Source organism: Leisingera aquaemixtae, assembly GCF_001458395.1.
GTDB lineage: Bacteria > Pseudomonadota > Alphaproteobacteria > Rhodobacterales > Rhodobacteraceae > Leisingera > Leisingera aquaemixtae.
The window spans coordinates 330,584-343,138 of sequence record NZ_CYSR01000030.1 but is presented as its reverse complement, the minus strand read 5'-3'; the positions used below and the strand labels follow the sequence as shown (position 1 = coordinate 343,138).

General features: G+C 67.0%; 11 protein-coding genes. 2 read left to right on the top strand and 9 right to left on the bottom strand.

Annotated elements, in window-relative coordinates; all coding sequences use genetic code 11:
* Positions 1 to 205 precede the first annotated feature (205 nt).
* Both PHA8399_RS15235 and gltX read right to left on the bottom strand, forming a co-directional pair.
* Positions 206 to 1,501: a citrate synthase gene (locus tag PHA8399_RS15235; RefSeq protein ID WP_058286966.1), complete on the bottom strand. Its 1,296-nt coding sequence runs from the start codon at positions 1,499 to 1,501 to the stop codon at positions 206 to 208.
* Between the two features lie 126 nt (positions 1,502 to 1,627).
* Positions 1,628 to 3,028, bottom strand: coding sequence for a glutamate--tRNA ligase (gltX, locus tag PHA8399_RS15230; RefSeq protein WP_058286965.1), 1,401 nt, complete (start codon positions 3,026 to 3,028; stop codon positions 1,628 to 1,630).
* A 79-nt stretch (positions 3,029 to 3,107) separates the two neighbouring features.
* Between gltX and PHA8399_RS15225 the strand changes: the two genes are divergently transcribed.
* Positions 3,108 to 5,180 (top strand): ComEC/Rec2 family competence protein, encoded by a 2,073-nt coding sequence (locus PHA8399_RS15225; RefSeq protein ID WP_058286964.1) that lies wholly within the window; start codon positions 3,108 to 3,110, stop codon positions 5,178 to 5,180.
* Here PHA8399_RS15225 and lexA read toward each other — a convergent pair.
* The 7 genes from lexA to PHA8399_RS15190 all read right to left on the bottom strand — a co-directional run bounded on the left by lexA (position 5,174) and on the right by PHA8399_RS15190 (position 10,762).
* The gene (gene lexA / locus PHA8399_RS15220) at positions 5,174 to 5,878 is read right to left on the bottom strand and encodes a transcriptional repressor LexA (protein ID WP_058286963.1); all 705 of its coding nucleotides are present in this window, start codon (positions 5,876 to 5,878) and stop codon (positions 5,174 to 5,176) included. The genes PHA8399_RS15225 and lexA overlap by 7 nt on opposite strands.
* Positions 5,879 to 6,031: 153 nt before the next feature.
* Positions 6,032 to 7,204, bottom strand: coding sequence for a molybdopterin molybdotransferase MoeA (locus tag PHA8399_RS15215; RefSeq protein WP_058286962.1), 1,173 nt, complete (start codon positions 7,202 to 7,204; stop codon positions 6,032 to 6,034).
* On the bottom strand, positions 7,205 to 7,675 hold the full coding sequence (moaC, locus tag PHA8399_RS15210) for a cyclic pyranopterin monophosphate synthase MoaC (RefSeq protein WP_058286961.1): 471 nt from the start codon (positions 7,673 to 7,675) through the stop codon (positions 7,205 to 7,207). It lies immediately after the preceding gene.
* Between the two features lie 12 nt (positions 7,676 to 7,687).
* Positions 7,688 to 8,500 carry an indole-3-glycerol phosphate synthase TrpC gene (gene trpC, locus PHA8399_RS15205; RefSeq protein ID WP_058286960.1) on the bottom strand — a complete coding sequence of 271 codons (813 nt, stop codon included), beginning with the start codon at positions 8,498 to 8,500 and terminating at the stop codon, positions 7,688 to 7,690.
* Positions 8,497 to 9,168 (bottom strand): uracil-DNA glycosylase, encoded by a 672-nt coding sequence (locus PHA8399_RS15200; RefSeq protein ID WP_058286959.1) that lies wholly within the window; start codon positions 9,166 to 9,168, stop codon positions 8,497 to 8,499. The genes trpC and PHA8399_RS15200 overlap by 4 nt, the downstream gene beginning before the upstream one ends.
* Positions 9,165 to 10,184 (bottom strand): anthranilate phosphoribosyltransferase, encoded by a 1,020-nt coding sequence (gene trpD, locus PHA8399_RS15195; protein ID WP_058286958.1) that lies wholly within the window; start codon positions 10,182 to 10,184, stop codon positions 9,165 to 9,167. Before trpD ends, PHA8399_RS15200 begins: the two co-directional genes overlap by 4 nt.
* Positions 10,181 to 10,762 carry an anthranilate synthase component II gene (locus PHA8399_RS15190; protein WP_058286957.1) on the bottom strand — a complete coding sequence of 194 codons (582 nt, stop codon included), beginning with the start codon at positions 10,760 to 10,762 and terminating at the stop codon, positions 10,181 to 10,183. Before PHA8399_RS15190 ends, trpD begins: the two co-directional genes overlap by 4 nt.
* Positions 10,763 to 10,953: 191 nt before the next feature.
* Between PHA8399_RS15190 and PHA8399_RS15185 the strand changes: the two genes are divergently transcribed.
* Positions 10,954 to 12,531 carry a divergent polysaccharide deacteylase family protein gene (locus PHA8399_RS15185; protein ID WP_058286956.1) on the top strand — a complete coding sequence of 526 codons (1,578 nt, stop codon included), beginning with the start codon at positions 10,954 to 10,956 and terminating at the stop codon, positions 12,529 to 12,531.
* Positions 12,532 to 12,555: the final 24 nt, after the last annotated feature.

The window sequence follows — 12,555 nt, the reverse complement described above, 5'->3', positions numbered from 1 at the left end:
TGCGGGTTTAGTCAAATACTCGTAAACATTGAACTTTCTGAGGAAACTATGCGCTGCCCATGGCAAAATTGTTGCCCGCGTGGCGCCGGTGCAGCGGCCGGCGGGTTGAAACAAGGGGCGGCCGCACTGCGGTACTTACGCCGCCGCCAAACGAAAAACGCCCCGCGCAGTGCGGGGCGTTTGTCTGGTGTTGTCCGTGGCGCGCTTAGCGCTTTTCGATGTCGACGTAGTCGCGCAGGGTCTCGCCCAGGTACAGCTGGCGCGGGCGGCCGATCTTGTTCTGCGGATCTGCAATCATCTCTTTCCACTGCGAGATCCAGCCGACGGTGCGCGACAGCGCGAAAATCGGGGTGAACATCGAGGTCGGGAAGCCCATCGCCTCCAGGATGATGCCGGAGTAGAAGTCGACGTTCGGGAACAGCTTCTTCTCGATGAAATAGGGGTCGTTGAGCGCGGTGCGCTCCAGCTCCTTGGCGACCTGCAGCAGCGGGTTGTCCTCGACGCCCAGCAGCTCCAGAACCTCATCCGCGGATTGCTTCAGCACCTTGGCGCGCGGGTCGGTGTTCTTGTACACACGGTGGCCAAAGCCCATCAGGCGGAACGGATCGTTCTTGTCCTTGGCGCGTTCGATGAATTCCGGAATGCGGTCGACCGAGCCGATTTCCTTGAGCATCTCCAGGCAGGCCTGGTTGGCGCCGCCGTGGGCCGGGCCCCAGAGGCAGGCGATACCCGCCGCGATACAGGCAAACGGGTTGGCGCCGGAAGAGGACGCCAGGCGCACGGTCGAGGTGGAGGCGTTCTGCTCGTGGTCGGCGTGCAGGATGAAGATCCGGTCCATCGCGCGGCTCAGGATCGGGTTCACATGGTATTCCTCGGCCGGAACCGAGAAGCACATGTGCAGGAAGTTGGCCGCATAATCCAGGTCGTTGCGCGGGTACACGAAGGGCTGGCCGATCGAGTACTTGTAGGCCATCGCGGCGATGGTCGGCAGCTTGGCGATCAGCCGGATGGCGGCAACTTCGCGCTGCCAGGGGTCGGTCACATCCAGCGAGTCGTGGTAGAAGGCCGACATCGCGCCGACCACGCCCACCAGGGTCGCCATCGGGTGCGCGTCGCGGCGGAAGCCGCGGAAGAAGTTGTGCATCTGCTCATGCACCATGGTGTGACGGGTCACACGGGTCTCGAAATCCTCCAGCTGCGCGGCGGTCGGCAGCTCGCCGTAGAGCAGCAGGTAGCAGACTTCCAGGTAGTGCGATTTCGACGCCAGCTGGTCGATCGGGTACCCGCGGTGCAGCAGTTCACCCTTGCCGCCATCGATATAGGTGATGGTGCTGTCGCAGCTGGCGGTGGAGGTGAAGCCCGGGTCATAGGTGAACACACCTGCCTGCGCGTAGAGCTTGCGGATGTCGAGGACATCGGGCCCGGCCGTTGGCGAGAAAATGGGCAGCTCGTAAGTATCGCCATTCAGGCTGAGCGTGGCAGATTTCTGTGTCTCGGTCATGGATGTCCCTTCCTGTTACAGGCACGAAAGCGGCCGGTCAGGCGTCTTCATGCGGGGCAGCGCCTGCGCTGAGTCGCGCAGGGGTTGTCGTATCAAAACAAGCTTACCCGGGCGTAAAAGCCGGGATCAGCCCGTCGCGTCTTTGAGCCGGGCGATGGTTTCATCGCGGCCCAGAATCAGCATCATATCGAACACCGAAGGCGTTACCGCCCGGCCCGCAAGCGCAGCCCGCAACGGGCCGGCCAGCTTGCCGAACTTGGTATCATGTGCTTCTGCAAATACGTTCAGAAGCGCCTCCAGATCGTCACGGACCCAGCTAGCATTTTGCAGCTGCGGCGTCAATTCTTCCAGTATACCATCGGATACAGACGCCAGCGCTTTTTCTGCCTTCTCGTCCCGTTCAAGAGGCCGTGATGCAAGGATAAAATGCGCTTTTTCAAGCAGTTCCGGGAAAGTGCGGGCCCGGTCCTTGAGGCAATACATCGCAGCTTCCAGCCCTTGTGACTGCGCGTCAGTCAGGGCGGGTTTCCCGGCAGCCGCCAGGTATTCGCTGATTTCCTGCCGCAGTGCAGCATCATCGCTAACGGCAATATGCTGGCCGCAGAGGTTTTCCAGCTTCTTGGTGTCAAACCGGGCCGGGCTTTTGCCGATCCCGTCGAAATTAAACCACTCTTTGGCCTGGCTGTCCGTAAAAAATTCGTCATCGCCGTGCGACCAGCCGAGGCGTGCCAGATAGTTGCGCATTCCGGCTGCGGGATAGCCCATCGCCTGGTATTCCTGGGCGCCCAGGGCGCCGTGGCGCTTGGAAAGTTTCTTGCCGTCGGGGCCGTGGATCAGCGGGATGTGGGCCCAGACCGGCACGTCCCAGCCCATCGCCTCGTAGATCGTCATCTGGCGGGCGGCGTTGTTCAGGTGGTCGTCGCCGCGGATCACGTGGGTGACGCCCATATCGTGGTCATCGACAACCACCGCCAGCATATAAACCGGGGTGCCGTCGGAGCGCAGCAGGACCATGTCATCAAGCTGATCGTTGCGGATGGTCACATCGCCCTGCACCTGGTCCTTGATCACAGTGACGCCATCCCGCGGCGCCTTGATACGGATCACATAAGGCGCGTCCGGGTGGCTGGCCGCATCGGCGTCGCGCCAGGGCGAGCGGTAGAGAGTGGATTTGCCCGCTGTCTTGGCCTGCTCGCGGAAGGCGGCGATTTCCTCCTGGGTGGCAAAGCATTTGTAGGCCTTGCCGTCGGCCAGCAGCTGATTGGCGACCTCGGCGTGGCGGTCTGCGCGTTCGAACTGGCTGACCGCCTCACCGTCGTGGTCCAGGCCCAGCCACGCCATGCCCTGCAGGATGGCGGCAGTGGCTTCGGGGGTGGAGCGTTCGCGGTCGGTGTCCTCGATCCGCAGCAGGAATTTGCCGCCGCGGCCGCGGGCATACAGCCAGTTGAACAGCGCGGTGCGGGCGCCGCCGATGTGCAGAAAGCCGGTGGGAGACGGCGCGAAACGGGTGACAACCGGTTGGGTCATGAGCGGGATTTACCTTTTGGAAACCATGGGAGGCCTAATGTTTCCGCCTGTCTACCGGGCCAGAAGGCGGGGGGCAAGCATGCGGCTGAGCGCAGCCATCGCAGACCTGCTGCAGGCGCAGCGGGGGCATCTGTTCCCCTGGATCCCAGTCTTCCTGGGCACCGGGATCGGGGCCTATTTCAGTTTGAAAAGCGAACCCGGCTGGGCGGTCTATGCCGGCCTTGCGGCGGCTGGGCTGCTGCTGGCCTTGCTTGCGGTGCAGCGGCGGCCCTTGGCGTTCCTGTGCTGGGCGCCGGCTTTTGCGGCCGCGGGCCTGTGCCTGGCGGGCGCCCGCGCCCATTGGGTTGCAGCGCCGGTTCTGGAGTTTCGCTATTACGGCCCGGTGGAGGGGCGGGTGGGCTCGGTGGGCCGCCCCCCGACGGACGCGTTGCGGATGACACTGGATCAGGTGCGGCTGGACCGTGTTCCCGCCGCAAAAACGCCCGCACGGGTGCGGATTTCCCTGACAGGGCAGGACGCGGTGCCGCCGCCGGGCGCGCTGGTGATGACAACCGCGCATCTGCTGCCGCCGCAGGGTCCGGCGGAGCCGGGCGGTTTCGATTTCCGCCGCCATGCCTGGTTCAAGCAGCTGGGCGGGCTGGGATATACCAGAGCGCCGGTGCTGCTGGCCGGAGCACCGGGGGACAGCGTGCCGGTGGAGCGCCTGCGCCGGGCCATGGCGCAGCACCTGCAGCAGCGGATCCCCGGCGAGACCGGCGGGTTTGCCGCGGCCCTCACCGCAGGCGACCGCAGCGGCGTCGGGGAGCAGACGCTGACGGCGCTGCGCCAAAGCAACCTGGCGCATCTGCTGGCGATCTCGGGCCTGCACATGGGGCTGCTCACCGGCTTTGTCTTTGCCGCGGTGCGGGTGCTGTTCTGCCTAGTGCCGCCGCTGGCCCTGCGTTGGCCGGTGCGGAAACTGGCGGCGCTGGCCGCCCTGGCCGCGGGGGCTGGGTATCTGTTGCTGTCAGGCGGCAATGTGGCGACGGAGCGGGCCTTTGTCATGGTGGCGGTGATGCTGGGGGCGGTGCTGCTGAACCGGCGCGCGATCACCCTGCGGGCGGTGGCGCTGGCGGCGCTGATCGTGCTGCTGCGGCGGCCTGAAAGCCTGCTGAGCCCCGGCTTCCAGATGAGCTTTGCCGCCACTGCTGCGCTGGTAGCGGTGTTTGCCGCGCTGCGCGACGGCGGGGTGCCGCTGGGGCCGGGCTGGCTGCGGCCGGTGGCGGCGCTGGTGATCTCCTCCGCTGTTGCGGGTGCTGCCACGGCACCCTTTGCAGCGGCGCATTTCAACACCCTGCCGCACTACGGTCTTATTGCAAATCTGCTGGCGGTGCCGGTCATGGGCACGGTGGTGATTCCGGCCGCCGTGCTGGCGCTGTGCCTGCTGCCCGCTGGCCTGGAGGGGATCGGCCTGACGGTGATGCGGTGGGGCATGGACTGGATCCTGGGGGTGGCGCGGACGGTGTCCGGGTTCGAGGGCGCGGTGTCCCATGTGACAGCGCCGGACAGCGCCGTGCTGCCGCTGTTTGCCTCCGGCATGGTGTTTGCGGTGATCTGGCAGGGACGGCTGCGGCTGGCGGGGCTGCTGCCCGCGGCTGCGGCGCTGTGGATCTGGAGCGGGGCGGAGCGGCCGCCGGTGATCATCGCCGGCTCCGGCGGGCTGATTGGAGTGATGGAATCGGACGGCCGCGCCTTGTCCCGCGCCAAGGGGCAGGGGTTCACGGCTGAGATCTGGCTGGAGAATGACGGCGACGCAGCCAGCCAGCCCGAGGCCGCGGCCCGCTGGAAGGTCCGGGACGGCGCGCTGCCTGTCTGGCACGGCGCTGGCGTCCGGCTGGTTCACGCGCCGGGGAAACGTAAACTGTTGCAGGCAAGCAATTGCAAAGAAAGCGATATTGTCGTGTCCACTGTGGCCGCCGCGGCGCCGGCCGGCTGTTTGGTGCTGACGCCGGACATCCTGCGGCAGACCGGCAGTATCGCGGTGCGGCCCGATGGCCGTCTGCTGACAGCCCGCGCAGCAACCGGGATGCGCCTGTGGAGCGGATGGCAGCCGGAAGGCCCGGAAGTGCGGCGCCTGCGCCGCCTGCTGGGCGCGGCGGCGGCGTCTCAGTAAGTGCGGATCAGCCCGACCAGGCGGCCCTGGACCTGGACCTGATCCTCCGGGTAGCGCCGGGTTTCATAGACCGGGTTCGCGGCCTCCAGCGCGATCATCCCGCCCTGGCGCTGGTAATATTTCAGCGTGGCTTCCTGGCCTTCCACCAGCGCCACCACGATGTCGCCGTTGTCCGCGGTGTCGGCTTCGCGGATCACTACGATATCGCCGTCGTTGATGCCGGCCTCGATCATCGAGTCGCCTTTGACCTCCAGCGCATAGTGCTGGCCGTTGGGGGCAATCATGCCGCCCGGCACCGCCACCTGGTGCGAGACCTGGCTGATTGCCTCAATCGGCACGCCGGCCGCGATGCGGCCCATTACCGGCAGTTCAACCGCAGCCTGGCGCATCGGATCCGCCGCCGCGGCGGCGGCGCGGGCACCGGTCTGGCCGCCGTCGATCACGGTGGGGGCAAACCCCTGCGGTTCGGCTTTGCCGCCCAGGCTGTCGGGCAGGCGCAGGATTTCAATGGCGCGGGCGCGGTGGGCCAGGCGGCGGATGAAGCCGCGCTCCTCCAGCGCGGTGATCAGCCGGTGGATGCCGGATTTGGAGCGCAGGTCCAGCGCTTCCTTCATTTCATCGAAACTGGGCGGAACCCCGTCCCGCTGCAGGCGTTTGTGAATGAATTCCAGCAAATCCAGCTGTTTTTTCGTGAGCATCGCCGCTCCCTCCGCGCCTCGTGTAGATGTTTTCTTTTGTTCTACGCATGTTCACGTTTTGTGTCAACATGGCCGCTTACGGTTGTGCCAGATAATGGACACGCCAAAGGCGCGGGCAAGCCGTGAGTGTATTTTTGCAAAGGCGGCGCAATTTCAGATCGGCATGTATTGCACAGGCTCACCTGCGACGCGGGCGCTGTCCCCGGGCGGTCGGATCAGCAAGGCGTTTGCCTCCGCCAGTACCGTCAGCAGCGAGCTGTCCTGGTCGGGGAAGGCGCGGATGACCCCGTCGGCGGCGCGGGCCCGCATGTAGTGCTCCCGCGGGCCGTTTGCGGCGAGCGGCTCCGCCAGCCGGGCGTTCCGCAGCTGCTGGCCCGCGTCCGGCAGGCCAAGCATCGCCCGGACCATCGGCGCCAGGAACACGTGGCCGCAGACCATGGCGGACACCGGATTGCCGGGCAGGCCCACCATCGCCGCAGACCCCATCCGGCCCGCCATCAGCGGCTTGCCGGGGCGCATGGCAACCTTGTAGAAACTGCGCTCCATGCCCAGATCCTGGGCCACCTTGCCGACCAGATCGTGATCGCCGACAGAGGCGCCGCCGATCGTCACCACCAGATCGGCGCCCTCTGCCAGTCCAAAGGCGGTGCGCAGCGCGCCTTCTGTGTCCCGCGCGATGGGCAGGATGCGGGCGCGGGCGCCAAAGCCCTCCAGCATCGCCTTGAGCCCGAAGGTGTTGGAGGCGATGATCTGGTCCGGGCCGGGGTCTGCGCCCGGCATCACCAGCTCATCCCCGGTGGAGATCAGCGCCACCTCGGGGCGGCGCGTGACCGGAACGCTGGGGATATTCATCGCGGCCAGCAGGGCGACATCCGCAGCACTCAGCAGCCGGGGCGCAGTGACGGTTTCGCCATCGGTGAAATCGCCGCCGCGGGGCCGGATGTTGGGGTTTTCACCGGGGTCATCCGTAATCGTGATAAGATCGCCGGTGCGGCTCACATCTTCTTGAATAACAACGAAACTTGCGCCTTCCGGGACCGGGGCGCCGGTAAAGATGCGCACCGCCTGGCCCGCGCCGGCGCGGCCGTCAAAAGCATGTCCCGCAGCGGCCTCGCCGATCACTTTGAACATCGCGTGCCTCTCGACCTCCGCCGCGTTGACGGCATAGCCGTCCATGGCAGAAGCCGAAAAGGGCGGCTGGTCGCGGCGGGCGTGCATGTCCCGGGCCAGCACCCGGCCTGCGGCCTCCGCCAGGGGGACGTCTTCGCTCTCCAGCGGCGAGACCAGCGTTAGAAGATGCGCGAGGGCTTGGCTGACGGGGATCATTTATGCCTCGTACCTGCCTGATTTTCCGCCATCTTTCAGCGTAACACGAATGCCGCCGATCTGCATCGCCTTGTCCGCCGCCTTGGCCATGTCATAAACGGTGAGCGCGGCGGTGGCGACGGCGGTCAGCGCCTCCATCTCGACGCCAGTCTGGCCGGTGGTCTTGACGGTGGCCTCGATCCGGACGCCGGGCAGATCCGGGTCCAGCGTCAGCTCCACCGCGACCTTGGTCACCGGCAGCGGATGGCAGAGCGGGATCAAATCCGGCGTCTTCTTGGCGCCCATGATGCCGGCCAGGCGGGCCACGGCCAGAACATCCCCCTTCTTGGCGCGGCCTTCTGAAATGATTTCAAAGGTTTCCGGCGCCATGGTGATGTGGCCCTCGGCGGTGGCGATGCGCGAGGTGACTGCCTTGTCCGAGACGTCGACCATATGGGCGTCGCCCTTGGTGTCGAAATGGGTGAGGCTCATGGGCTGCCTCCTTTACATCATGCCGGGAGTCAGCGGGTTGGCGAGCAGCGCACGGGTGGCCGCGGCGACGTCGTCCTGCCGCATCAGGCTTTCGCCGATCAGGAAGGTGCGGGCGCCGTAGCGGGCCATTTCGGCCAGATCCTCAGGCGTGGACAGGCCGCTTTCGCAGACAATGGTCCGGTCGGCCGGCACCATGCGCGACAGGTGCCGGGTGGTGTCCAGCGTCGTGTCGAACGTCTTGAGATTGCGGTTGTTGATGCCCATCAGCGGCGATTTCAGGTTGCAGGCGCGCTCCAGCTCTTCGGCGTCATGCACCTCCAACAGCACATCCATGCCCCAGCCGAAGGCGCAGTCCTCCAGCTCCTGCGCCTGATCGTCGGAGACCGAGGCGAGAATGATCAGGATGCAGTCGGCCCCCAGCGCGCGGGCTTCGGCCACCTGGTAGGTGTCATACATGAAGTCCTTGCGCAGCGCGGGCAGCGCGCAGGCCGCGCGCGCCTTGGTGAGGAACGCCTTGGCGCCCTGAAAGCTGGGGGTATCTGTCAGCACCGACAAGCAGGTGGCGCCGCCGGCCTCATACGCCTTGGCCAGCTCTGCCGGTTCGAAATCCGGGCGGATCAAACCCTTGGAGGGACTCGCCTTTTTGATCTCTGCGATCAGCCCGTACCCTTGGCGGCTGGCCTTCATCAGGCTGTCGGCAAAGCCGCGCACAGGGGAGGCTTCGCGCGCCTCGGCCTCCACCGCCTCCAGCGGTTTGGCGGCCTTGTCCGCGGCAACTTCCTCCAGCTTGTAGGCCTTGATCCTGTCCAGCACGTTTTGGGTCATACCGGTGCCTCCGTTCCTGCGTTCCAGTCTATGCCGGCTTCACCGCGGGCGGCGAGCCAATTGTTCACTTTTGAGAAGGGCCGGGACCCAAAAAAGCCGCGCCGCGCCGACAGGGGCGAGGGATGTGCGGTTTTCAAGATCAGGTGATCGCCCGTTTTAATATGTTTTTCAAGCTTCTGCGCCGCATTGCCCCAGAGAATGTAAGCGGTGGGGCGTGCCGAGGTCAGCGCCAGCACCTGATGCACCAGGTGGTGCCAGCCAAGATGCTTGTGGCCATTGGCGCTGCCGGCCGGGACCGACAGCGCGGTGTTCAGCAAGAGCACGCCCTGACGGGCCCAGCCGCGCAGGTCGCCGTTCGGGCGGGACACCCCAAGATCGGCCTCCAGCTCCTTGTAAATATTGGATAAGGACCGGGGCAGCGGGCGCACGCCGGGGTCCGCCGAGAAGGCCAGCCCGTGGGCATGGCCGGGCGTCGGATAGGGGTCCTGGCCGAGGATCACCACGCGGGTGTTCTCCGGCTGTGTCATCTCCAGCGCGGCGAACCGCTGAGGCGCGGGCGGCAGGACTTCGTGCGGGTCCGCCTGCAGGGCGGCTGCGATACCGGGCCAGTGCTCCGTGAAAAAGGGCAGGCCGGCCCAGCGGCCCAGCCCTGATGGCAGACCTGTCATGCGGCTGAGGTGATGCGGGCCAGCGCCTCGACCTTGGCCTTGGCGGCGCCGCTGTCGATCGACTCGGCGGCACGGGCCACGCCGTCCTTGAGGTCAGCGGCCTTGCCGGCCACCACCAGCGCTGCGGCCGCGTTCAGCAGCACCGCGTCGCGGTACGCCGAGGGCGTGCCCTGCAGCAGCGCCCGGAAGGCCATGGCGTTTTCCGCAGGCGTGCCGCCGACGATCATATCGAAACCATGCACCGGCAGGCCCGCGTCCTCCGGGTGGAGTTCAACGTCGCGGATGCTGCCGTCTTCCTCCAGCGCGGAGACCCAGCTGATGCCGGTGATGGTCAGCTCGTCGGTGCCGTCAGAGCCGTGCACCAGCCAGGCGCGCTCGGACCCCAGGGTTTTGAGCGTCTCGGCCATCGGGCGGATCAATTCGCGGCGGAAGGCGCCGGTCAGCTGGCGCTTGACGCCGGCCGGGTTGGTGAGCGGGCCGAGGATGTTGAAGATCGTGCGGGTGCCCAACTCTTGCCGGGTGGGCATAACATGCGCCACCGCAGGATGGTGCATCGGCGCCATCATGAAACCAATCCCGGCCTCATTGATCGCTTTTTCAACCACTTGCGGGCCGACCATCACGTTGATGCCCATCTGGGACTGCAGGTCGGCGGTGCCGGATTTGGAGCTGAGGTTGCGGTTGCCGTGCTTGGCCACCACAACGCCCGCGCCCGCAACCACAAAGGCGGTCGCGGTGGAGATGTTCAGGGTGTTCTTGCCGTCGCCGCCGGTGCCGACGATGTCCATCGCGCCGGCGGGCGCCGTCACCGGGTTGCATTTGGCGCGCATCACCGCGGCGGCGGCGGCGTATTCGTCAACGCTTTCGCCGCGGGTGCGCATCGCCATCAGCAGGCCGCCGATCTGGCTGGGCGTGGCCTCGCCCTCAAACAGCAGGGTAAAGGCGGTTTCCGCCTCCTCGCGCGTCAGGGCGCGTTCGGCCGCGGCCCCGATCAGCGGCTTCAGGCGGTCACTCATGCGGGCACCCTCATCACGTCCAGGAAGTTTTTCAGCAGCGCGTGGCCGTGTTCGGACGCGATGGATTCGGGGTGGAACTGGACACCGTGAATCGGCAGGTCTTTGTGCTGCAGGCCCATGATGGTGCCGTCTTCCAGTTCTGCGGTGATCTCCAGGCAGTCCGGCAGGCTGTCGCGCTCCACCACCAGGGAGTGATAGCGCGTCGCTTCAAAAGGCGATGGCAAGCCCTTGAAAACGCCTGTGTTATTGTGGTGCATCTTGCCCATCTTGCCGTGCACGATCTCGTGGCAGCGCACCACCTTGCCGCCGAAGGCCTGGCCGATGGTCTGATGGCCGAGGCAAACCCCCAGCAGCGGCGTGCCGGTCTCGGCCGCGGCTTCGGTCAGCGCCAGGCAGATGCCGGCCTGATCCGGATCGCACGGGCCGGGCGACAGCAGGATGCCCGCGGGCTTCATCGCCATGGCTTCCTGCACGTTGATGGCGTCGTTGCGGTGCACTTCCATTTCCGCGCCAAGCTCGCCCAGATAATGCACGAGATTGTAGGTAAAGGAATCGTAGTTGTCGATCAGCAGCAGCATCGTAGCGGACTCTTTTAAGGGTGGCGGGCCGGGGGCGCGCCGCAGTATAGTGGTCGAAACATACATGTTCAGGGATACGGGGCAGCGTCAAGGGCAGGATAGGCGATTGCGGGAGAGGGCCGGTAACGGGCTCCATCCAGGCAAGCCGGAACGGCGCAGCACGATCATACGGATTGAGAGGCAAAACAGGCATGCGTGGATTTCTGGGCGGCGTGAGTGTCGGGGCTTTGCTGGCCGCAGGCGGGCTGGCGATGCTGTCTTTGTCGGTGCCGCTGCCGGTCAGCGGGCCGGAGGGCCAGCCGGGCGAAGACACGATGGCGGCAGTGCCGCAACCTGCTGAGGCGCAGCCCGCAGAGGATCGCGCAGCGGCCCAGCCGGAGCCGGCAGTGCATGATCCGGGCGATGCGCCGCAGATGCAGGATGGCGTCAGTGAAACTGCAGAGGTTCCCGGCAACGGCCAGGGGCGGGATGCCGATCTGGTGGAGGCGCAGCCCGCAGGGCCGGCCGCAACCGGCAGCAGCGACGATCTGAGCGCGCTTGCCGGGGCGGATACCGCGCCAGCCGGCAAGCCGGAGGTCGGCCTTGCGGCCACAACGCTGGAGGGCAGCAGCCCGGCGCCGGCAGCCGCCCCGGGGCTGGATCCTGGCGGCCCCGAAGGCCAGCCGCAGGCCGCCCAGCCGGAGCCGCCGCAGGCGCCCGGCGGCGAGGCTGCTGTCATAGCGGCAACAGATCCGGCGCCGGAACCGGAACAGCCCGCGCAGGAGCCCGATACCACCGCCGCCGCGCAGCCGCAGGATGCCGCGCCGCTGCCTGCAGTGGGGCGCGCGCCGGATCCGCAGGCCGCGGCGTCGGTGCTGGCCCCCGATATCGGCGCGGCGCCGCAGGCGACCACGCTGCCGGTGATCGGCGCGGCGCCGTCCGTGCCGGACGAAAGCGCCGATGATGACGCCGTGCCGGCAAAAGACGCGCCGGCAGCTGACGCGCCGCAGCAGGAGGCGCTGGCGCCCCGGATCGGCACGCCGGTGGTTCCGCTGACCGACCGGGACGACGCGCAGGAGATCGCGCTGGCCGCGGCGCAGCCTTTGGACAAGCCGCCGTTCCAGGCGTTTTCCGAACCGTTTTACAACCCGGAAAACCGGCCGCTGATGTCGATCGTGCTGATTGATGACGCAGGCGCTGTCGGTGCCGAGGCGCTGGCGGCGTTTCCCTACCCGCTGAGCTTTGCCATCGACCCCGGCGATCCGGATGCGGCGGCGAAGATGGCGGCGCGCCGGGCGGCCGGCTTTGAGGTGCTGATGCTGGCGGATCTGCCGCGCGCGGCCACGCCGCAGGATGCCGAGATGGCGCTGGAGGTCTGGCGCAGCAGGGTGCCCGAAGCGGTTGCGATCCTTGAGGGGGTGGAGACCGGCGTGCAGGGCAACCGGCCGCTGGCGGACCAGGTGGCGGCGATGGCGGCCTCGGCCGGCTATGGCCTGGTGACGCAGAACAGCGGCCTGAACACGGTGCAGCGGCTGGCGCTGCGCGATGGCGTGCCTGCCGGCGTGGTGTTCCGCGATTTCGACGGAGCGGGCCAAACCCCCAGAGCGATCCGCCGCTTTCTGGATCAGGCCGCGTTCCGGGCCGGGCAGGAGGGATCGGTGATCATGCTGGGCCGGCTGCGCCCCGACACGATCTCGGCGCTGCTGATCTGGGGCCTGGAGGACCGGGCTGCCCGCGTGGCGCTGGCGCCTGTCTCTGCCAGTCTGGAGGCGCAGCTGCCGCCCAAATGAAACGGTGCCCTGAGCGGGCGCCGT

Bases quoted from the DNA above. Each gene is read 5' to 3' on its own strand.
- PHA8399_RS15235 (WP_058286966.1), bottom strand. From the start codon at position 1,501: ATGACCGAGACACAGAAATCTGCCACGCTCAGCCTGAATGGCGATACT.
- gltX (WP_058286965.1), bottom strand. From the start codon at position 3,028: ATGACCCAACCGGTTGTCACCCGTTTCGCGCCGTCTCCCACCGGCTTT.
- PHA8399_RS15225 (WP_058286964.1), top strand. From the start codon at position 3,108: ATGCGGCTGAGCGCAGCCATCGCAGACCTGCTGCAGGCGCAGCGGGGG.
- lexA (WP_058286963.1), bottom strand. From the start codon at position 5,878: ATGCTCACGAAAAAACAGCTGGATTTGCTGGAATTCATTCACAAACGC.
- PHA8399_RS15215 (WP_058286962.1), bottom strand. From the start codon at position 7,204: ATGATCCCCGTCAGCCAAGCCCTCGCGCATCTTCTAACGCTGGTCTCG.
- moaC (WP_058286961.1), bottom strand. From the start codon at position 7,675: ATGAGCCTCACCCATTTCGACACCAAGGGCGACGCCCATATGGTCGAC.
- trpC (WP_058286960.1), bottom strand. From the start codon at position 8,500: ATGACCCAAAACGTGCTGGACAGGATCAAGGCCTACAAGCTGGAGGAA.
- PHA8399_RS15200 (WP_058286959.1), bottom strand. From the start codon at position 9,168: ATGACAGGTCTGCCATCAGGGCTGGGCCGCTGGGCCGGCCTGCCCTTT.
- trpD (WP_058286958.1), bottom strand. From the start codon at position 10,184: ATGAGTGACCGCCTGAAGCCGCTGATCGGGGCCGCGGCCGAACGCGCC.
- PHA8399_RS15190 (WP_058286957.1), bottom strand. From the start codon at position 10,762: ATGCTGCTGCTGATCGACAACTACGATTCCTTTACCTACAATCTCGTG.
- PHA8399_RS15185 (WP_058286956.1), top strand. From the start codon at position 10,954: ATGCGTGGATTTCTGGGCGGCGTGAGTGTCGGGGCTTTGCTGGCCGCA.